The 18,584-nt window shown below is 72.3% G+C and carries 15 protein-coding genes and 2 pseudogenes; 9 read left to right on the top strand and 8 right to left on the bottom strand.

Features of this window, described 5'->3' with window-relative positions:
• Window positions 1-211: 211 nt before the first annotated feature.
• The 3 genes from AB0917_RS19910 (at window position 212) to msrB (ending at window position 2,561) form a co-directional block, all read left to right on the top strand.
• On the top strand, window positions 212-664 hold the full coding sequence (locus AB0917_RS19910; protein WP_366820914.1) for an indole-3-glycerol phosphate synthase: 453 nt from the start codon (window positions 212-214) through the stop codon (window positions 662-664).
• A gap of 68 nt (window positions 665-732) precedes the next feature.
• Window positions 733-2,142, top strand: coding sequence for a UDP-N-acetylmuramate--L-alanine ligase (murC, locus tag AB0917_RS19905; RefSeq protein WP_366820913.1), 1,410 nt, complete (start codon window positions 733-735; stop codon window positions 2,140-2,142).
• Window positions 2,143-2,153: 11 nt separating this feature from the next.
• Window positions 2,154-2,561 carry a peptide-methionine (R)-S-oxide reductase MsrB gene (gene msrB / locus AB0917_RS19900; RefSeq protein ID WP_151512254.1) on the top strand — a complete coding sequence of 136 codons (408 nt, stop codon included), beginning with the start codon at window positions 2,154-2,156 and terminating at the stop codon, window positions 2,559-2,561.
• A 122-nt stretch (window positions 2,562-2,683) separates the two neighbouring features.
• Here the strand turns inward: msrB and AB0917_RS19895 are convergent, their stop codons facing one another.
• A complete protein-coding gene (locus tag AB0917_RS19895; protein WP_366820912.1) occupies window positions 2,684-3,157 on the bottom strand; it encodes a hypothetical protein in 474 nt (157 codons plus the stop codon).
• 192 nt (window positions 3,158-3,349) lie between these two features.
• Here AB0917_RS19895 and AB0917_RS19890 point away from each other — a divergent pair, with 192 nt between their 5' ends.
• A complete protein-coding gene (locus tag AB0917_RS19890; protein ID WP_366820911.1) occupies window positions 3,350-3,715 on the top strand; it encodes a DUF4190 domain-containing protein in 366 nt (121 codons plus the stop codon).
• Between the two features lie 50 nt (window positions 3,716-3,765).
• Here the strand turns inward: AB0917_RS19890 and AB0917_RS19885 are convergent, their stop codons facing one another.
• Complete coding sequence (locus tag AB0917_RS19885) at window positions 3,766-4,011, bottom strand: DUF397 domain-containing protein (RefSeq protein WP_366820910.1); 246 nt, start codon at window positions 4,009-4,011, stop codon at window positions 3,766-3,768.
• Window positions 4,008-4,883, bottom strand: coding sequence for a helix-turn-helix transcriptional regulator (locus AB0917_RS19880; protein ID WP_366820909.1), 876 nt, complete (start codon window positions 4,881-4,883; stop codon window positions 4,008-4,010). Before AB0917_RS19880 ends, AB0917_RS19885 begins: the two co-directional genes overlap by 4 nt.
• A 154-nt stretch (window positions 4,884-5,037) precedes the next feature.
• On the opposite strand from AB0917_RS19880, the gene AB0917_RS19875 reads away from it, so the two are divergent.
• Window positions 5,038-5,502, top strand: coding sequence for an ATP-binding protein (locus AB0917_RS19875; protein ID WP_366820908.1), 465 nt, complete (start codon window positions 5,038-5,040; stop codon window positions 5,500-5,502).
• 59 nt (window positions 5,503-5,561) lie between these two features.
• Here the strand turns inward: AB0917_RS19875 and AB0917_RS19870 are convergent, their stop codons facing one another.
• The 5 genes from AB0917_RS19870 to AB0917_RS19850 all read right to left on the bottom strand — a co-directional run bounded on the left by AB0917_RS19870 (window position 5,562) and on the right by AB0917_RS19850 (window position 12,714).
• On the bottom strand, window positions 5,562-5,921 hold the full coding sequence (locus AB0917_RS19870) for a hypothetical protein (protein ID WP_366820907.1): 360 nt from the start codon (window positions 5,919-5,921) through the stop codon (window positions 5,562-5,564).
• Window positions 5,922-6,106: 185 nt separating this feature from the next.
• Window positions 6,107-6,649: a hypothetical protein gene (locus AB0917_RS19865; RefSeq protein WP_366820906.1), complete on the bottom strand. Its 543-nt coding sequence runs from the start codon at window positions 6,647-6,649 to the stop codon at window positions 6,107-6,109.
• A 13-nt stretch (window positions 6,650-6,662) separates the two neighbouring features.
• Window positions 6,663-6,944 carry a hypothetical protein gene (locus AB0917_RS19860; protein ID WP_366820905.1) on the bottom strand — a complete coding sequence of 94 codons (282 nt, stop codon included), beginning with the start codon at window positions 6,942-6,944 and terminating at the stop codon, window positions 6,663-6,665.
• A 98-nt stretch (window positions 6,945-7,042) separates the two neighbouring features.
• Window positions 7,043-9,484, bottom strand: coding sequence for a GTPase-associated protein 1-related protein (locus AB0917_RS19855; RefSeq protein ID WP_366820904.1), 2,442 nt, complete (start codon window positions 9,482-9,484; stop codon window positions 7,043-7,045).
• A 200-nt stretch (window positions 9,485-9,684) separates the two neighbouring features.
• Window positions 9,685-12,714, bottom strand: a complete 3,030-nt coding sequence (locus AB0917_RS19850) for a family 16 glycoside hydrolase (RefSeq protein WP_366820903.1) — start codon at window positions 12,712-12,714, stop codon at window positions 9,685-9,687.
• Between the two features lie 279 nt (window positions 12,715-12,993).
• Here AB0917_RS19850 and AB0917_RS19845 point away from each other — a divergent pair, with 279 nt between their 5' ends.
• The 4 genes and pseudogenes from AB0917_RS19845 to AB0917_RS19830 all read left to right on the top strand — a co-directional run.
• Complete coding sequence (locus AB0917_RS19845; protein ID WP_366820902.1) at window positions 12,994-13,857, top strand: alpha/beta hydrolase; 864 nt, start codon at window positions 12,994-12,996, stop codon at window positions 13,855-13,857.
• A 354-nt stretch (window positions 13,858-14,211) separates the two neighbouring features.
• Window positions 14,212-14,976 (top strand): annotated as a pseudogene (locus AB0917_RS19840) (hypothetical protein).
• 9 nt (window positions 14,977-14,985) lie between these two features.
• Window positions 14,986-17,391 carry a bifunctional serine/threonine-protein kinase/ABC transporter substrate-binding protein gene (locus AB0917_RS19835; RefSeq protein WP_366820901.1) on the top strand — a complete coding sequence of 802 codons (2,406 nt, stop codon included), beginning with the start codon at window positions 14,986-14,988 and terminating at the stop codon, window positions 17,389-17,391.
• 1 nt (window position 17,392) lies between these two features.
• A pseudogene (locus tag AB0917_RS19830) lies at window positions 17,393-18,514 on the top strand (serine/threonine-protein kinase); the annotation flags it as partial.
• Between the last annotated feature and the right edge of the window lie 70 nt (window positions 18,515-18,584).

Genomic DNA, 18,584 nt, shown 5'->3' with positions numbered 1-18,584 from the left:
CGGTGACCGGGGCGAGGGATACGCGGTGACCAGCGGAGGGACACTTAGCGGAATTACTCGTTCCGCTTAGCCCCGGCTGGGCACACTTACCTCTGCAGTCCCCGTGGAAGCACGGGGAAGGATGGTTTCAGCAAACGACCGTCGACGGTCGAGCCGACTGTCGACGAGACGCAGAAGCGGAAGGGCGCCTGTCGTGTTCACAAGCGTTTTGATGATCGAGAAGCCGCTCACTCCCGAGGACGTGGACTTCGTCACCACCCTCCACGGCGAGGAGCGGATCTCGTTCGTCGTTCTGTTGCAGCCGCGCGGCGACCAGGCCGATGTCCTGCTGCGCGCGATCGACGACGTGGCGATGGGGGAGCTGAGGGAGGCCGTCCGCGAGGGCGAGGAGCCGGAGGGCAAGGAGGCCCGCGAACCCGCCGAGATCGGCCTGGAGTATTCGCTACGGGCCCTGCGCGAGGCGGGCGCCGAGGCGGTCGGACAGGTGATCGAGGACCACCCCCTGGACAAACTGACGACCGTCGTCGACGAGGCGGGCGCGGACGAGGTCATCGTCCTGACCGCCCCGCACTACGTGGAGGAGTTCTTCCACCGCGACTGGGCCTCCCGCGCCCGGCACAAGGTCGGCGTCCCGGTGCTCAAGCTCTTCGCGCACAGCGAATAGGCTGGCCTCGCGGTCCGGGTCGGCCCTCGGCCGCAGTCCGAACCTCACCGAGTCCCGCAGGAGCACAGATGGCACCCGGCATTCCCGCCGCCATGGAACGACCGCACTTCATCGGCATCGGCGGCGCCGGAATGTCGGGCATCGCGAAGATCCTCGCCCAGCGGGGGGCGAAGGTGGCGGGCAGCGACGCCAGGGAGTCCGCCACCGCCGAGTCGCTGCGGGCGCTGGGGGCGACCGTGCACATCGGGCACGCGGCGGCCCACCTCGCCGACGACGCGTCCTGCGTGGTCGTCTCCAGCGCGATCCGCCCCGACAACCCCGAGCTGCTGCGCGCCGCCGAACTGTCCGTCCCCGTGGTGCACCGCTCCGACGCGCTGGCCTCCCTGATGAACGGCGCACGCGCCATCGCGGTCGCCGGCACGCACGGCAAGACCACCACCACGTCGATGCTGGCCGTCGCCCTCTCGTCGCTGAGCCTGGCCCCCTCGTACGCCATCGGCGGCGACCTGGAGGGCCCCGGCACCAACGCCACGCACGGCGAAGGGGACATCTTCGTCGCGGAGGCGGACGAGAGCGACCGCAGCTTCCAGAAGTACGACCCCGAGGTCGCGATCGTCCTCAACGTGGAGCTGGACCACCACGCGAACTACGCCTCGATGGACGAGATCTACGACTCCTTCGAGACGTTCGTCGGCAAGGTCGTCCCCGGCGGCACCCTGGTCGTCTCCGCCGACCAGCCGGGCGCCGTCGAGCTGACCCGCCGGGTCCGCGACCTCTCCGACCTGAAGGTCGTCACGTACGGCTCCGCCGAGGACGCCGACGTACGTGTCCACAAGGTCACCCCGCGCGGCCTGACCAGCGAGGTCACGGTCCTGCTCAACGGCAGGTTCCTCACCTTCACCGTCTCGGTCCCCGGCAGCCACTACGCCCACAACGCGGTCGCGGCCCTCGCCGCCGGGGTCGCCCTCGGCATCCCCGCGCACAACCTGGCCTCCGCGATCGGCAGCTACACCGGGGTCAAGCGCCGCCTCCAGCTCAAGGGCGAGGCGGCGGGCGTGCAGGTCATCGACTCGTACGCCCACCACCCCACCGAGATGACCGCCGACCTGGAGGCCATGCGCGGCGCCGCCGCCGACGCCCGCATCCTGGTCGTCTTCCAGCCGCACCTGTTCTCCCGTACGCAGGAGCTGGGCACCGAGATGGGCCAGGCCCTCGCGCTGGCCGACGCCTCCGTGGTCCTGGACATCTACCCGGCCCGCGAGGACCCGATCCCCGGCATCACCAGCGCCCTGATCATCGACGCGGCGAAGGCGGCGGGCGCCGAGGTCACCGCCGTCCACGACCAGGACGCGGTCCCGGCCGCCGTCGCGGGAATGGCGAAGCCCGGCGATCTCGTTCTCACCATGGGAGCGGGCGATGTCACCGACCTCGGCCCGCGCATCCTCGACCACCTGTCGAGCGACCACCAGTCGAGCTGAGGGAGCGAGCCGTGCCGTACGACGTCGAGAAGCCGGACGAGCAGTGGCGGGCGGAGCTGTCCCCCGCCGAGTACCAGGTCCTGCGCCAGGCCGGCACCGAGCCCGCCTTCCGGGGTGAGTACACCGACACCAAGACGGCGGGCGTCTACTCCTGCCGGGCCTGCGGGGCGGAGCTGTTCCGCTCCGACACCAAGTTCGAGTCGCACTGCGGCTGGCCGTCCTTCTACGACCCGAAGGACACGGACGCGGTCGAGCTGGTCGAGGACCGCGCCCACGGCATGGTCCGCACCGAGGTGCGCTGCGCCCGCTGCGGCTCGCACCTGGGCCACGTCTTCGAGGGCGAGGGCTACCCGACCCCCACGGACCAGCGGTACTGCATCAACTCGATCTCGCTGACGCTGGCGCCGGACGAGAGCTGACGCCGACGCCGCTGGAGGGCCCTGACAGCCGAGTGCCCCGGCCCGGGAGAGTTCCACTTCCGGGCCGGGGCACTGTCATGGGACCAGCCTGCCCCGCAGGGCGGCGTGTCCCCCTTCGGTGATCACTCGCCGTCGTCGTCGCTCTCGGCCGCCTCGGAGCGCAGCAGCGGGTGGATGACCCCGGGGAAGACCCGGGCCCGGACGACCTCCTCGGCCGACCCGCCCTGCACGACCGTCTCCGCGACGCCCCAGGGCCGTCCGGCGAGGTGGACGGTCAGGGTGTACGACGAGGGGCAGCCGGTGCACTCGTAGCGGTCGGCCCAGGTCTCGACCTCGGTGGTGGAGCCCGGGTAGCGCTTCACATGGCGGTGGCGGGCGTGGCAGCGGTCGCAGGTCTCGCCGGGTTCACAGGTCCCGCCGCACGGACACGGCACGTCGAAGCTGTCGGCGGGCTTCCAGCGCTGCACGAGGACGGCCTCGCGGGTGGCGCCCATGTCCTTCATGGCCTTGAGGTTGCGGGCGGCGACGTTGTACGACTCGCCGGTGGCCGCCATCCGGTCGCGGATGACGTCCTTGCGTCCACGGTTGGTCGTCATACGGCTCCTCCTGGGTTCACGCAGCCCGCCAGGAGGCCCATGAGTGATATCGGTACGTCTTTACGGTACCTGTCCGGGCCCGGCGCACGGACCGGCCGGACGAGCCCGGCCGCCCGAACCCGGCCATCCGGTCTGGGCCGGGCGGCTCGTAAGATCACCGGATCGCCGCAGAACACCGACAGGGGGAGGCCGATGGTGGCAGGAGACACCCAGCAGACGGAGGTGCCGGTGGCCCGGCCCCGCAACACACCCGCCCGGGTCGCCGCCTGGGCCGCCGCTCTGGGCGCCGGCCTCATCGTGGCCATCGTGCTGGCACCGATGTTCTGGCTGATGTACGGCGGCTTCTACACGGTCTTCATGTTCCTGTGCGGCCTCGTCGCCATCCCGGCCGGCCACCTCGGCCGCCGCCGGGGCAAGCGGCTGGGCGGCCGCGACCGGGGCGTGGCCCTGCTCGCCATCGTCACCGGCTGGCTGCTGATCCTCTGCGCCCTGGTGCTGGTGCTCGCGTACGTGGGGCTGGTGGCGGGACTCGGGGTCCTGGTCGACTCCGCGAGCTGAGCATGCGGGCGCGCCCCTCGGCGGGCGCGCCCGGAGAGCGGGGAGGGGGCTCAGCCCCCGGCGGCGTACGCGAGGAAGTGCGTCCAGGTGGTCGGGGAGAGGGCGAGCTGCGGGCTCTCCTCGATCTTGGAGTCGCGGACGTGGACGGTGGAGGGGCAGGCGGCGACCTCGACGCAGGAGTCCCCGGAGCCGCCGCTGTAACTCGACTTGTGCCACTCCAGCGCGACCTCCACGCAGGAATCGCCGGAGCCGCTGCTGTAGCTGCTCTTGAACCAGGCCAGGTCTGTCGTGCTCATCTCGCTCCTCGCATACGCCACATCAGGCCCTTGGAATCGTCCAACGAGAGAGCCTGTGAACGCATACTGGCACACCGCATCTGGAGTGCGCTGATCACTTTGGGGTCGGAGATGAACTGTCCGTGCTCCTGTCCCTCCAGGTAGCCCAACCACTTGTGGTCCGGGGTCTCCAGCAGCTGCATCGGTCCGTCCAGGCCCGCGTGGTGATGCCGTACCAGCGGCATGATCTGGATGTCCACATTGCGCAGCTCGGACAGTTCGAGAATGTGGTCGATCAGCTCCCTGGTGACCTCCTCGCCGCCCAACTGCCTCAGGAACAGGTGCTCTTCGAGGATGAAGGTGAACGCGGTGTTCGGCCGGTTCTGCAGGAGCTGCTGACGCTCCAACCGAGCCGTGAGCTGTGCCTCGATCTGCTCGTCCCCGAGTGGTGGCAACTGGTCGGTGAACAGCGTCCGCGCGTACGCAGGTGTCTGCAACAGCCCCGGGATCAACCGGCACTCGTACGTGTACAGGCTCAGCGCTGTCAGCTCCAGCTCCGCCCACTGCCGGAACCAGCTCGCCAGCCCCTTCCGTCGCGTCAGATGCTTTGCCGCGGCCAGGATCACCCCGAACGCGTCCAGAATCCCATCCGCCCGCTCCGCGAAGTCCGGGGGCGGGAGCCTGCGGCCCTGCTCGATGGAGGCGATGGTCTCAGGTGAGTACCCGACGAGCGGGGCGAACTGCTCCTGCGTCAGCCGCGCCCGCTTGCGGAAGGTCTTGACGACTTCCCCGAACATCTTGAGGTTGTAGTGCGGTTCGGGCTCGCTGCTGCGCCCGCCGCCGTTGCCGAAGGTCCCGTACGTGCTGTCGATGCCATCCGTGCCGTGCGTCATGTACGGCCACCTCCCCATGCGCCTGTCCTGGTTCGCAACCCGTCCATGCTCACGGAACGTGATCCGTACTGTCTACCCTTCGCGCCCGTACGCTGACTCAGCGTACGGGTTGCTGACCTGGTGAAGAGGGGCGCTGGGCCGGGAATCTGGGGGCATGGAAGCACCTACGAAGACCCAACCCGACGTAACCGTACGTGTGTTCAAGCGGCAGTTCAGCTCGAATGCGCGCGGCGCCCGGCTCGCCCGCCGCGTCGGCCTCTACCGGCTGCACGCCTGGGGCATCCCGTACCTCAGTGACGCCTCGGAGTCGGCGGCCCTGATCATCGGTGAGCTGACGGCCAACGCGGCGACCCACGGGCGTGTCCCCGGCCGCGATTTCGAGCTGCGTCTGACGCACAGGCCCGGCGACCGGGAGACCGTCGGGGTGCTACGGATCGAGGTGTCCGACACCCGCACCGAGTGCCGGCCGCCGGGGCCCGGGGAGATCACCGCACCGGCGGACGGCGACGACAGCGGGCGCGGGCTGCTGATCGTGGACGCGCTGGCGGACCGCTGGGCGGTCGTCGACCGCGAACCACCGGGCAAGACGGTCCGCGCGGAGCTGGACCTGCTGTACTGATCGCTCGGGCCGCCGACGGTGACGGGTGGCGGGTGGCGGGTGACGGGTGGCGGGTGGGGTCAGTGGTCGGAGTAGCTGAAGTCGCCCATGGTCCAGGCGCTGACGTCCTCGATCGCCACCCGGTACATCCCGCCCGTCTCCGGGATCCCCACCGAACCCTGAAGGATCCGCGCCACATGGAAATGCAGATGCGTGGGCGGCCCCTCCTTGCGCGAGGTGGCGGTGAAGGCGGCGGAGAACTCGCTCAGTTGGACCGAGTCCGCCAGAACCTCCGACACCCGCTGCCTCCAGACGGCCTCGGGGGCCAGTCGGCCGGTGATGACAGCACCCCCGGCAACCACGGTCAGCGACATCTGGTTGCTGTTTCCGGACTCCACCAGGGTGGCCACATCAACGAGCAACTCGTCAGGCTTCGACATGACCACGATTCTAGTGGGCGGCCCCGCCCACCGGCCCTCCTGGCCGGGACCTGTCTGTGTCGTGGGCATCGCGCGCCGGGGAGCACCGCGGCGATGCGCTCCCCGGCCAGCGCCCCGGGGCCCCTCGGAACGGTGCCCCGGCCCGGACCGGCGGGCAGGGGCGCGGGACGCCGTACGCCGTCAGGTCAGGCGCACTTGAGCTCCTTCTGCGCGAAGGTGGTGAACTGCTGGAGGAGGCCGGGGAGGGTTTTACGGTGGTTCTGCACCCGGGCGCCGCTGAGGAAAATGTTGAGCTCAAGATAGTTCGCGGTTGATGGGCCAGAGTCGACGGGCGTTTTGCAGGGAAAGTAGGTGAGTGCTCCGGTGTCCCACGCGATGCCCTTCTTTCCGATGCTGAGCGGGTCCGGATCAAGTCGGTCGAACGAACTCCATTCGAAACCGGCCTCGGTCTCCTGGAAACTTGCACGTGCGCTGAACGCGCTGTCCCCATCGACATGAACGAGGCAGCTTGCCGACTGCTTGCGCTCCGAGAAGGAGAAGGCGTTGGTGTCCTGACTCAGTCTGTCGCCCACGGGCAGGAAGGGTTGAATGTCGTTGCGGTCGAACGCGTTCCAGCAGAACTGCTCCGGTAGTTTCGGGGCAGTTTTTGTCTCTTCCTCGGCGCAGCCGACTGTAGCTGCGATGAGTGAGAGGGAGATGGCTGCTGCGAATCTTTTGATGTGACGCATGGTGGTCCCTCCCTCAGGGGCGGTTTTCCACGGACAAGGAGCGCCCGCTGGAGTATGCACTCCCCGTCTCGGTGGAAGCGGACCCCAGGAAGACGCTGTATTCCGCAGGTGTCAGCCCGGCTGCCTTGCCGCCCGTGGCGACGGCAGCTGCTGCTGCCTTCTTGGTTGCTTCCTCAGCTTGCGTGTAGCTCTCCCCCTTTGTGAGTGCCGCTTTCCCCAGGTCCTCCTTTTTTGACTTCTCCACGACTGCTTCGGTGATGTCCTCCTGGACCCAGGTGACGACGTCCCCGCCCACAGGAATCATTTCGACGTACTTGGCCCCGACGAGATCGATGATTCGATTTTTCCATTTCGCATGGTTCTCGATCCCCTGGTTGTACTCTCCGCTCAGGGTCAGCCCCGCCGTACCCGGCCCGCGATCCGGCGGCCCAGGCGGCCCAGCGCGCTCGACCTGCTCCAGTCGCGGAAGGCGTTCGCCCGGCCGCTGCTGCCCGTCCGGCCCACCGTCTCCTCGACCTCGGCGACCGACTCGGCGGACATTCCCCGTACGGCGGGGCGCAGCACCTCCTCCAGGAGGGCGGCGGCCGTGGTCGTCCAGGCGGCGCCCGCGTGGGGGTGGGCGGTCCAGACGGTGAAGCAGTCCGCCGCGTAGGCGGGTTGGGTGCTCAGCCGGGCGCGCGTCGGCTCCGAGCGGGCGGCGTGGTCGTAGGCGGCGATCAGTTCGGTGTCGTCGCTCTGGACGAAGGCGTACAGCTCCGCCCCCGGCCGGTCCGGGGCCAGCAGGCGTTCGACCAGGGCGGTGAACGCCCGCTCCCGGACCGCCGGTTCGAGCGGTTCGGCCCGGTCGTGCAGCGTACGGACCTGCTCCGCCCAGCCGGGCTCCGGCGCCCCCGTCCGCAGGTCGCGGCAGAGGTCCAGGAGTTGGAGCGCGGCCCGCTCCCGGCCGCCGATCTCCTGCGGGAAGCCGCGCAACAGGTCGTGGGCGAGGGCGGTGGCGTCCTCCGCGTCCGCCGGGGCGCCGAGCGCGGCGTCGACCAGGCGGGCCCACGTACCGGCCGTCCGGTGCGCGTCCGAGGTCGCCGCCTCCAGCAGCAGCCTGGCCTCCTCCACGGTCGGGGCCCGGTCCTCCCAGACCAGGCCCACCCCCGTACGCAGCACCAGGGGTTCGGCGAAGGGGGAGAGGCCGGCCGCCCGCAGGACCCGGTGCCAGACGCCCGTCCGGTCCCGGCCGAGAGTCGTCGTCGCGACCGGCACCTCGGCGCACATGCGCAGGTGCGGCAGCGCCTGCGTGCCGGTGAACGGCAGCGTGACCCGCTCCAGGAACCGGGCCACCGCCCCGGGGTCGTCGGGCGCGACCCGGTCCAGCGCGCCGAGCAACGCGGTCCGTACGTCGAACTGTTCGTCCAGCAGCTCCAGGAGGGCCGGAGCGAAGGCGGGCGCCCCGTCGGCCTCGTCCGCCCCCGCCTCCGCCAGCAGCGCCGGGGCCAGCCGGTCCACGACGCCCGGCAGCAACTCCGTACGGTCGACGCCCAACAGCCTTGCCACCCGCAGCAGTTGTACGGTCCGCGCCACCGGCCGCGCCGCACCCGCGCCGCTCTCCAGCTCGGCCAGGATCTCCGGCCCCAGCACTCCGGCGACGGCCTCCCCGTCCGGGCCCGTGAACGCGTCCCGGCGCGGCAGCTCCAGCGAACCGTTGCCGCCCCGCACCGCCTCCGTCACCAGCATCGCGGCGAGCGGCACGGTGACCGAGGCCGGGCACCGACCGTCCAGCGCGCCGAACAGCCGTCCCATCGCGTCGAATTCGGAGCCCGTACGGTCGTCGATCCCGGGCGAGGTCAGCGCCTCCACCAACTGGCCGATCCGCTTCGCGTCCAGCGCGTACGGCCGCTCCGCCGCCCAGGCGGCCGCCGCCGCACGCTCCTCGGGCCCGAGCGTGACCCCGGAACACAGGGCGATCACGGCCAACGGCCCGGCGGCGAACGGGTCCCCGGGCAGCTCACGCGCCTCCTGGAACAGCTCCGGCGCCCGGCTCCGCCACACCCGGGCCGCGGTCCTGGCCCACACGTCCGGCACACCGTCCGCCGGGGGCCGGTCCGCGCACACATGGACCCGCAACCCCGCCTCACGCGCCGCAGCCGCGTCCTCGGGCAGCGCCCCCACCACCCGCAACGCCGAACTCCCCGGCCGCCGGGTGTACGTGGTGAACGTCAGCCGCTCCACGCTCTCCCTCGGCAGGGCCGCCGCCGCCAGCCCCAGCCAGCGGGCCACATCCGCGCTCCGCTTCTCCACCAGCACCACCGGCCCACCCGCCGGGGCCTCCTCGCTCGCCCGGCGCAGATCGGCCAGGACCGCCGCCAGCCACGGGCCGCGCGAGACGGCGAAGTCGTCGAGCCCCTCCCGTACGGGCGCGGGGCCCGGCGGCAGCGTGCCGAGCGGGTCGGGCAGCGCCCCGCCGAGAGGCGTCGCGGAGACCCAGTGCGGCGACCGCCACGCCTCCACCGGCAGCCGGTCGCCCGGCAGCGGCACACCCGGGGGCAGGTGCACCGCGTGCGTGTGGAACCGTACGGGCGCCGTGGCCTCGCCGCGTGCCGGAGCCGTACGGCCGACGAGGCGGCTGCCGTCGGAGAGTACGGCGTAGGTGAACGCCTGCGGCAGCGACCTCAGTTCGGCGTCGGCGGGCCGGTGCGACGACCCGTCCGGGAGCGCATACCCGACCAGAGGCTCGATCTCCGCGAGCAGCGCGGCCGTCACCCCTGGCCCGACCGCCGTGAACCGGCCCGTCCTCTCCTCGTCTTCCGGCGCGGCGGAGATGTGGTGCACCTGTGCAAGGCTCATCTGTCGGCCCTCTTCGTCCTGCCGCGACCGGTCCCCGTTCCACCCACCACGCGACCGGGTCGGGGGAGAAGTCCACAGCCGCGGGGGCGACGTTATCAAGGACGGAGCCGATGTCCCTACGCTGCGTCAGGTGCTGGCCAGAAGACCGCTCCCCGGGCGGCGGCCCGTGGGCCACCGCCCCTCTCCCGGGTCTGCCGCCCTTACGTCAGCGGCTCCACCCACACGTTCCGGTACCTGATCCTGCTGCCGTGGTCCTGGAGCCTGATGGCCCCCGCCGTCGCGGCCTCGGCCGCGCCGCCGCCGGTCGGGCCGTCGACCGCCACGTCGTCGTGGACGGTGACACCGTTCCAGACCACGGTGATCCTCGCGTCCTCGGTCTTGTCGCCCGATGCGTCGAAGCGGGCCGCGCGGAACGTGATGTCGTACGTCTGCCACGTCTCCGGGGCCGTGGCCGCGTTCACGTCCGGGGCCTTCTTCGTGTAGATCGCCCCGGCCTCGTCGTCGGCGAGCGTGTCGTCACCGTACGAGTCCAGGATCTGCACCTCGTACCGCTCCTGGAGGTAGACCCCGCTGTTGGCGCGGTCCTGGCCGGTCACGTCCGGCGGGAGGTTCGGCAGCCAGAACTCCACGTGGACGCGGAAGTCCTCGAACCCCTGCTTGGTGCGCAGGTCGCCGTTGGCGATCTCCATCTCGCCGCCGCTCACCGGCCATTCGGGCGTGCGGCCGTCCGGGTGCTGCCAGTTCGCCTGGTCGGTGCCGTCGAAGAGCGGGATGCGGGCGCCCTCGGGGTGGACGGCGATCATGTCGAGGTTCACATGGCCGGTGTCGCCGCTGTCGTAGGAGTAGGTGATGGTGTTGTGGCCCGCCTCCAGCTCCAGTTGCTCGTTCCTCGTCGCCCAGGTCTTCCAGTCGGTGGTGGAGGCCAGGCTCGTCTGACGGACCTTCGTGCCGTTGACGTGGACGCTGACCGTCCTGGTGCCGGGGGCCGGGTCCGGGCCGTTGGAGTAGCGCAGGCCGACGTCGTACGTCCCCGCCTTCCCGGTCCTCACGTCGAAGGTGACCGCCGCGCCCTCGGTGCCGAAGTCGTCGACGAAGCCGCCGCCCGAGTAGCCCGCGTGCTCGGTGTCGACGCCCGCGCCGCCGGTGAGGGTGGCTTCCTCCGCCTCGTACAGGGTGGCCGGAGGCTGGTCGCCGGGCAGGGAGTTGAGTGTGTACCAGGCCTCCGTGGACCACAGCTCCGTGCCGTTCGCGGAGGAGAAGGGGCGCGGGGAGCGGACGTGGACGACGCGGTTCGCCTTGAGGCCGGGCAGCGTGAGCGTGACCTTCTTGCGGTCCTCGGAGAGCGTCGCCGAGCCGACCTGGAGGGTCTCCTCGTCGATCTTGGGGCCGCCGTAGGCCGGGGTGGGGGCGTACGTCCACTGCTCGACCCGGTAGCTCTCGGCGAGCCGCGCCGCCGTTTCCTCCGAGAGCGGCTCGGTGTACTCCAGCTCGAAGCCGCCCGGCTTCGCCCGCATCGCCAGGATGTCGAACGCCTCGTCACCGCTGGGGGAGAGCTTCTGGAGCCCGTACGTCAGCTTGCCCTCCTGGCCCCAGTTGCCGCCCGCGCCGAGCCCGCCGGCGTAGATCGCGCCGTCCGGGCCCATGCTGATCCGGTTGACGCCCGCCTCCAGGCCCTGGGTGAAGCGGAAGACCGCACCCTGGTACTCGCCGTCGACCTTCTCCAGGTAGGCACGTTGGATGCCGCCGTACGTGACGTCCCCGATCAGCATCTGTCCGGCGAACCGGCCCTCGGTCAACTGGAGCGGTGTGCTGGGCGAGTTGGCTATCTCGTTCTGCGGGAGCCAGAGCACCGGCTTGGTGACCGGCTTCGTGTCGAAGGGGCCCGACGGGTTGGTGTAGTGGTTGAAGAAGCGGTCCTGCTTGACGTGGACCAGCTTCGAGGAGGGCAGCCAGCCGCCCTGGTTGTCCAGGACGAACAGGTCGTCCTCCGGGCCCCAGCCGATGCCGTTGGGTGTGCGCAGGCCACCGGCGATGTGACTGACCTCGCCGGTCTCCTGGTTCACCTTGATGGTGGAGCCGCGGTCCGGCGCCGGCTGCGGGTCGGTCGTCGCGCCGCCGAGGTCGATCGCCACGGACAGGTTGAGGTAGAAGTGGCCGTCGCGGTGGAGCAGGCCGAAGGCGAACTCGTGGAAGTTCCCGCCGTACGGCCAGGTGGCCACGGTCCGCCGCTCGTCGACGACGTCGTCGCCGTCCGTGTCGGCCAGCTCGGTCAGCTCGTGCTTCTGCGAGACGTAGAGCCTGCCGTCGACGGCCTTGATGCCCATGGGCTCCTTGAGCCCCTCGGCCACCTTCTTCACCTTCACCCGGTCCGGGCCGCTCTCGCCCCGGACGTCGTCCAGGAGGTAGACCTCACCCATCTCGTTGTCCGTGCCGCCCCAGGTCGTCACCGCGAGCCGCCCGTCCGGCAGCCAGTCCATCGCGGAGACCTGCGGCTCGAACCCCGCCGGGCGCAGATCGGTGAGCGCGTAGTCCGGGTGCACCTCGGTCAACGGCAGCCCGTCGCCGGGGGAGTCGAGCACGCCCTCGCACTCCTTGCGGCCCGGCGCCGTCACCCGTACGACGTCGGCGTCCGTGGACAGCACGGAGCCCGGTACGACGGTGAAGTCGTCGGCGCCCGGCGGCTGCCAGGCGAGCGTGATCCGCTGGCCGCCGGTGCGGTCGAAGTGGTCGATGCGCAGGGAGTGGTGGCCGGCGGTGAGGGGGACCGTCCCGTCCTTCGGGTCGGCACCGTGCAACCCGTCGTGATCGATGACGAGTCGGTCGTCGATCAGCAGCCGGGACCCGTCGTCGCTGGTGAGCCGGAACGCGTACGAACCGTCCTCGGGGACGTCGATGTTGGCCGTCACCTGGGAGACGAAGTGGTCGTCGAAGCCGAAGTCGTCCGCCGAGTCCCAGTCGATCTGCGGCATCAGCTTGTCGACGTTGGGCGTCTGGCCCGCCTTGATGTCGCACAACTCCTCCAGAGGCACCCGCACATCGAAGACACGCAGGGTCACCCCCGGTTCCTGCGGGGGGAGTTCGTCCGGCGCGGCCGGCGCGGCGGTGGCCGGGACGGCGGCGAGGGCGCCGATGAGGAACGAGGAGGCCAGCAGGCCGGTCAGATGCCTGCGGAGCGGTCGGCGCCTGAGGGCGGGTTGTCTGCGGAAGAGAGGGAACGGCCGTGGATGCATTCTTCCTCCTGGCCCCTCGCAGCGAGAGGCACGTCGCGGCGGTGGGTGGGGCCACCCGGCGCCCGGGGGTGAACGTTCGGCTCGTGCGGGTCAGGCTGCGTGACCCCGGCGTGACTCCGGCGGGTCGCGACGAAACAGTAGGAGGCTTCTGCCGACGCCGTCCATACTTCGTCACCCCTGTGTTCAAAGTTCGCCGGTGTTCGTGCAAAGGTCTGAACGTGACGAGCCCTGAGGGTTTCTGTCGGTTTGTCGGCCCTGGGCCCGTACTACGTTGGCGTCATGAACGAAGTGAGGCTTTCGGCCGGCGTGGTCGAGTACGAGGACAGCGGCGGCGACGGGCCGGTGGTGGTCCTCCTGCACGGTGTCGCCATGAACGGCTCGCTCTGGCGCCATGTCGTCGCCGGACTCGGGGACGGGGTGCGGTGCGTCGTGCCGACCCTGCCGCTCGGCGGGCACCGCCGGCCGATGGAGCCCGACGCGGACCTGACGGTGCTCGGCGTCGCCCGGCTGGTCGCGGAGTTCCTGGAGGCGCTCCGGCTGGACGACGTGACCCTGGTGATGAACGACTGGGGCGGCGCCCAGGCGCTCGTCGCCGACGGGCGGGCCGGCCGGATCGGCAGGCTCGTCATCACGTCCTGCGAGGCGTTCGACAACTACCCGCCCGGACTCCCCGGCCGGAACCTGGCCACCCTCGCCAGGCTGCCCGGCGGGCTGGAGTTCGCCTTCACCCTGCTGAGGCTGAAGCCTGCCCGGCGGCTGCCCATGACCTGGGGGCGGATGAGCAAGCGGCCCGTCCCGGACGCGGTCATGGACGGCTGGTTCCGTCCTCTGTGGGCCTCCAAGGAGATCCGCCGTGACCTGCGGACGTATGTGCTCGGAGTGCCGGAGAAGGCCGAACTGCTGGAATGGGCCGAGCAGTTGCGTACGTTCGACCGTCCCGCACTCGTCATCTGGGCCGCCGAGGACCGGGTCATGCCGCCCGACCACGGCCGACGCCTCGCCGAACTCCTCCCGCAGGGGCGGCTCGTGGAGGTCACCGACAGCTACACGCTCCTTCCGGAGGACCGGCCGGACGCTCTCGTCGAGCACATCACCGCTTTCCTGGCCGAGACCACCTCCTGGGAGCCGAAGCCGCCGCGCTGACGCCCGAAGTCGTGCTGGGCGCCGAAGTCGCCGTGCTGATGGCCGAAGTCGTGCTGGGCGCCGAAGTTGCCGTGCTGTGGCCGAAGTCGTGCTGGGTGCCGAAGTCGCCGTGCTGACGGCCGAAGTCGCGCCGGCAGCTGTAGACGGACACATGCGGGCCCTGTCACGTGTGTTCCGATGGCGCAACAGTCCCCCGCCGACGCCGCTCCGCCCGCGCCCGCCGAACCTATGATCGGCGCTGCGTCGAGAGAGCGGGGGAGCGCTGTGGACTGTCAAGGGCCGTTAGGCCAAGGCCGGTTCGGTGGTCGGGGGCAGGGGCGGAGACGGGGGCGGAGTGCCGCGGTCCTCGTGATGGTGCCGCTGCTGCTCGCCGGATGCTCGGGCGGCGGGGGCGACAGCCCCGGTACGGAGAGCCCGGACCCCTCGGGCGGCGACGGCGCGCGTGCGAGCGCCGCCACCGGGGCCGGCGCCTCGGCCGTGCCCGAGCCCGACCCCGCCCGCCTGCCCAGGACCCGGGCCGCCGCGCTCGACCTCATCGACCGGGTCATCGTCGGCCCCGACGCCTTCGGCCCCGGGGTGGTGAAGCGGAGCCCGTACGAGAGTGGCCCGGACACCTGGCCCGTGCTCGGCGCGGACTGCGTCTGGAAGTAGGAGAAGCCGGCCCGCACGGTCCTGGCCACCCGCACCCGGTCCTTCGAGGTGCCCGCGGCCCAGGGCAAGGGGCCCATCCGGCTCGCCGCCGTCGTCACCGTCCACCGCACCCGCCAGGACGCGGAGTGGGAGATGGCCCGGTCCATCGAGGAGACCATGCGCTGCCCCACCCAGCAGCTCACCGCCGACGAGCAGATCGGCGGCATGATCGCGGCCGCGCTGCTCGGGGGAGAGGAGGTCCAGCCCAACTCCGAGGACGCGCTGAGCGAGACCGGCGAGTACCGGTCCACCGAACTCGGCGGGCCGCACCACTACGTCTGGCAGCAGGCCCAGACGTACCAGGTCACCGTCGCCGTGACCGGCAAGGGGGCGAAGGGGCGGACCGAAGACGAGGTCGACGCCCTCGTCATCGAGGCGCAGGCGGCCATGCTGGTCCGGCTGGAGACCGCCGTCGGGAAGCAGAGCTGAGGCCGGGCGATGGACACACTGCGACCGAACGACCCCGCGCGCATCGGCGGACACCGGCTCCTGGGCCGCCTCGGAGCGGGCGGCATGGGCGTCGTCTACCTCGGGCGCACCGACGCCGGAGCGCTCGCCGCCCTCAAGGTGATCCTCCCCGAGTACGCCGGGGACGAGGGCTTCCGGACCCGCTTCCGCCGCGAGGCCGAGGCGGCCCGCCGGGTGGACAGCCCCTGGGCCGTCCCGGTCACCGGGGCCGACACCGAGTCCGAAACCCCCTGGCTGGCAACGGAGTTCGTGCCAGGACCGACACTCGCGGAGGTCGTCGCCCGGTGCGGTCCGCTGCCTGCCCGCAGCGTCCGCGTGCTCGGCCGGCTGCTCTCCCGCGCCCTGAGCGCCGTCCACGGGGCCGGACTGGTCCACCGGGACGTCAAACCGGGCAACGTCCTGCTGGCGGCGGACGGCCCCCGGCTCATCGACTTCGGGATCGCCCGGACCGCCGACGCCACCGCGCTGACCGCCACCGGCCTCGTCGTCGGCACCCCCGGCTTCCTGCCGCCCGAGCAGGCGACCGGGAACGGGGCGGGCGCCGGGCCGGCGGGGGACGTCTTCTCCCTCGGCTGCCTCCTGGCGTACGCGGCCACCGGCCGGCCGCCCTTCGGCAGCGGGGCCGTCGACGCCTTGCTCTACCGCACGGTCCACGACGAACCCGATCTCGGCGGCGTCGACGACCCCGAACTGCGGGCCCTGCTCGCGGACTGCCTGTCCAAGGACCCGGCCGCCCGCCCGGCCGCCGCCGATCTGGACACGCGGATCGCGCAGGACGTGCCGGGCGACGGCGCGAGCGCCGACTGGCTGCCCGAGGACGCCGTCCGCATGGTCGCGGAGCGGTCGGCGGAGATGCTGGCGCTGCCCGACATCGATGCCACGGTGATCGCGTCCCCTGAGAAGCCGGAGCCGGAGCCGGAGCCGGAGACAGTGCCGGTGTCGGTGTCGGCCCGGCGGCGGTTCCTGGCGCTCGCGGCGGGCGGTGCGGTGGTCCTCGGGGCGGGCGCCTTCGCCGCCGTACGACTGGCCCGCCACGAGTCCGGCGGCCGGGGCGCCGCTCCCGCCGGGCGGCGCTGGATCATCGGCGTGCACGCCGACCTGACGGGCGCGCGGAAGGCGGCCGGGCGGGCGCAGGAGCGCGGGGTGCGGCTGGCGGTCGACCGCTTCAACTCCCGTACGGACAAGCCCTTCACGCTCGCCGTGAAGGTGCTCGACGACCAGGGGGATCCGGCACGTTCGGTGCGGGTGGCCGAGGAGTTCGCCCGCGACCGGGACGTACTCGCGGTCATCGGCCCGACGGGCGACGCCGCCACCGCCGCCGCGCTGCCCGCGTACGACGAAGCGGTGCTGCCCCTCCTGACGGTGTCGTCGCTCCGGATCGCCTACCCGCGGCGCGTCAACGCCGCCTTCTTCCAGGCCTCCCCCTCCTACGCGGCGCTCTGCGTCCCCATCGTCAGCCGCCTCGTCCTGCGCCCCGGCGTCGAGCGGCTCGGTGTCCTGATCGACCGGTCAGGCGGGCAGGACGCGTACCAGGCGGGGTACGCGGCCAACCTGATGACCCCCAGCCTCACCACCGCCACCACCCACCCGCGCGTGGTCCCGCCCGGGACGACGGATCTCGGGCCGGTGATCGCGGACCTCCTCGCCCACCGCAGCGACGCGCTCTTCTACGCGGGGGACGCGGCCGGGGCCGCCCGTGCCGCGCGCGCCCTGGCCGGCACGCCCTTCGAGGGGCCGCGCGTGGCCCAACACACCGCCATGGTGCCGGAGTTCCTGGAGCGTGCGGGGGAGGCCGCCGAGGGGTGGGAGTTCATCGCCCCGTTCACGGACGCGGGAGCGGGCGCGACAGTCGGGGCGGTGGCCGGGGCGGCAGGCTTCGCCGCCGCGCACCGCGAGCGCTTCGGCGCGGCCCCCGCCGCCTGGTCCGCCGAGGCGTACGACGTCGCCGGACTCGTCGCCCAGCAGGTGGCCGCCCTGGTGCGCTCCGCCGCGAAGCGCGGTGCGGGGGAGGGTGGTTCACCTGGCTCACCTGGTTCGCCGACCGGCTCGCCCGCCGGTTCACCGGGCGAGTCGGGCACAGGCGCACCGGGTGAGCCGGGCACAGGTGCACCGGACACAGGTTCACCGAGCGAGCCGGACACCGGTTCGCCGAGCGCCGCGCCCTCCGGTCCAGCGACCGCCTCGCCCACCGGGGACGGGCGCCCTGGCCGCGCCGCGCTCGCCGCCGCCATCACCGCTTCCACGTACAAGGGCATCTCCCGGACCTACGCCTTCGACGAGGAGGGGCAGCAACTGGTGGGCCGCGACGCTCACCTCCACCGGGTGGAGGCCGGCCGCTACCGCTACATCGGCCCGGCCCCGCAACCGAAGGGCTGACGTGCGGCCCCTCACCTCCCAGGACCCCCGCACCGTCGGCCCGTACCGCACGCTGGCCCGGCTCGGTGCGGGCGGGATGGGCGTGGTGTACCTGGCGCGCTCGACGGGCGGGACGCTCGCCGCCGTGAAGGTGATCCGCGCCGAGCACGCGGCCGACCCCCGCTTCCGGGCCCGGTTCCGCCGGGAGGCGGAGGCCGCCGGGCGGATCACCGGGCCGTGGGTGGTCCCGGTGCTCGGCGCGGACACCGAGGCGCGGGAACCGTGGCTGGCGACCGCGTTCGTCCCCGGCCCGTCCCTGGGCGAGGTGGTCGGGGGCCGGGGCGCCCTGCCCGCCGCGACCGTACGGGCGCTCGGGGTGCGGCTCGCGGCGGCCCTGGTCACCGTCCACGAGGGCGGGCTGATCCACCGCGACGTGAAACCCGGCAACGTTCTCCTCGCCCTGGACGGGCCCCGGCTCATCGACTTCGGGATCGCCCGGCACGAGGGCGCCACGGCCCTCACCGCCACCGACGCGGTGATCGGGACCCCCGGCTACCTCGCCCCCGAACAGGCGTCGGCCGGGCCGGTCGGGCCGGCGTGCGACGTGTTCTCGCTGGGCTGCGTCCTGGTGTACGCGGCCACGGGGAGGCGGCCGTTCGGGGAGGGCAGCCCGGCGGGCGTCCTGTTCCGGACGATCCACGAGGAGCCGGACCTCGGCGGCGTACCGCCTGCCCTGCTGCCCCTGGTCACCGCCTGCCTGGCCAAGGACCCGGGGGCCCGGCCGACGGCGGGGGAGGTGGGCGACGCGCTGGCGGGCGGCGGCGGGGGCCAGGACCCGCGCGCGGCGCTGGCCCTGGCCTCCACACCGCCCACGCCGCCGGCCCCCTGGGCACTGCCCGGCCTCCCCGCCCTGATCGCCGAACGCTCGGCCGCCGCCCTCGCGCTGCCCGACCCCGACCCCGACCGCGACCCCGATCCCGACCGCGACCCCGACCCCGACACCCTCGCCTCCTCCCTCCCCGCCACCGGCACACCGGACGGCGGCGGTCCGGCCTCCGCTCCCACCCTCACCCGCCGCGGGCTCCTGGCCGCCGGGGCGGGCGGTGCCCTGCTCCTGGCGGGCGGCTCCACGGCGGCCTGGCTCTTCCGGGAAAACAGGCCCACCTAACAGGGCACCACACAGAAGGGGCCCAGGGCGAGGGAAATGGGGAGGT

It is taken from the genome of Streptomyces sp. NPDC007346 (genome assembly GCF_040703535.1).
Lineage (GTDB): Bacteria > Actinomycetota > Actinomycetes > Streptomycetales > Streptomycetaceae > Streptomyces.
The sequence above is the reverse complement of the archived record's forward strand: the minus strand, read 5'-3'. Positions and strand labels throughout refer to the sequence as shown.

Bases quoted from the DNA above. Each gene is read 5' to 3' on its own strand.
- AB0917_RS19865 (WP_366820906.1), bottom strand. From the start codon at position 6,649: ATGCGTCACATCAAAAGATTCGCAGCAGCCATCTCCCTCTCACTCATC.
- AB0917_RS19845 (WP_366820902.1), top strand. From the start codon at position 12,994: ATGAACGAAGTGAGGCTTTCGGCCGGCGTGGTCGAGTACGAGGACAGC.
- AB0917_RS19850 (WP_366820903.1), bottom strand. From the start codon at position 12,714: ATGCATCCACGGCCGTTCCCTCTCTTCCGCAGACAACCCGCCCTCAGG.
- AB0917_RS19835 (WP_366820901.1), top strand. From the start codon at position 14,986: ATGGACACACTGCGACCGAACGACCCCGCGCGCATCGGCGGACACCGG.
- AB0917_RS19910 (WP_366820914.1), top strand. From the start codon at position 212: ATGATCGAGAAGCCGCTCACTCCCGAGGACGTGGACTTCGTCACCACC.
- AB0917_RS19875 (WP_366820908.1), top strand. From the start codon at position 5,038: ATGGAAGCACCTACGAAGACCCAACCCGACGTAACCGTACGTGTGTTC.
- AB0917_RS19890 (WP_366820911.1), top strand. From the start codon at position 3,350: ATGGTGGCAGGAGACACCCAGCAGACGGAGGTGCCGGTGGCCCGGCCC.
- AB0917_RS19855 (WP_366820904.1), bottom strand. From the start codon at position 9,484: ATGAGCCTTGCACAGGTGCACCACATCTCCGCCGCGCCGGAAGACGAG.
- murC (WP_366820913.1), top strand. From the start codon at position 733: ATGGCACCCGGCATTCCCGCCGCCATGGAACGACCGCACTTCATCGGC.
- AB0917_RS19885 (WP_366820910.1), bottom strand. From the start codon at position 4,011: ATGAGCACGACAGACCTGGCCTGGTTCAAGAGCAGCTACAGCAGCGGC.
- AB0917_RS19880 (WP_366820909.1), bottom strand. From the start codon at position 4,883: ATGACGCACGGCACGGATGGCATCGACAGCACGTACGGGACCTTCGGC.
- AB0917_RS19895 (WP_366820912.1), bottom strand. From the start codon at position 3,157: ATGACGACCAACCGTGGACGCAAGGACGTCATCCGCGACCGGATGGCG.
- AB0917_RS19870 (WP_366820907.1), bottom strand. From the start codon at position 5,921: ATGTCGAAGCCTGACGAGTTGCTCGTTGATGTGGCCACCCTGGTGGAG.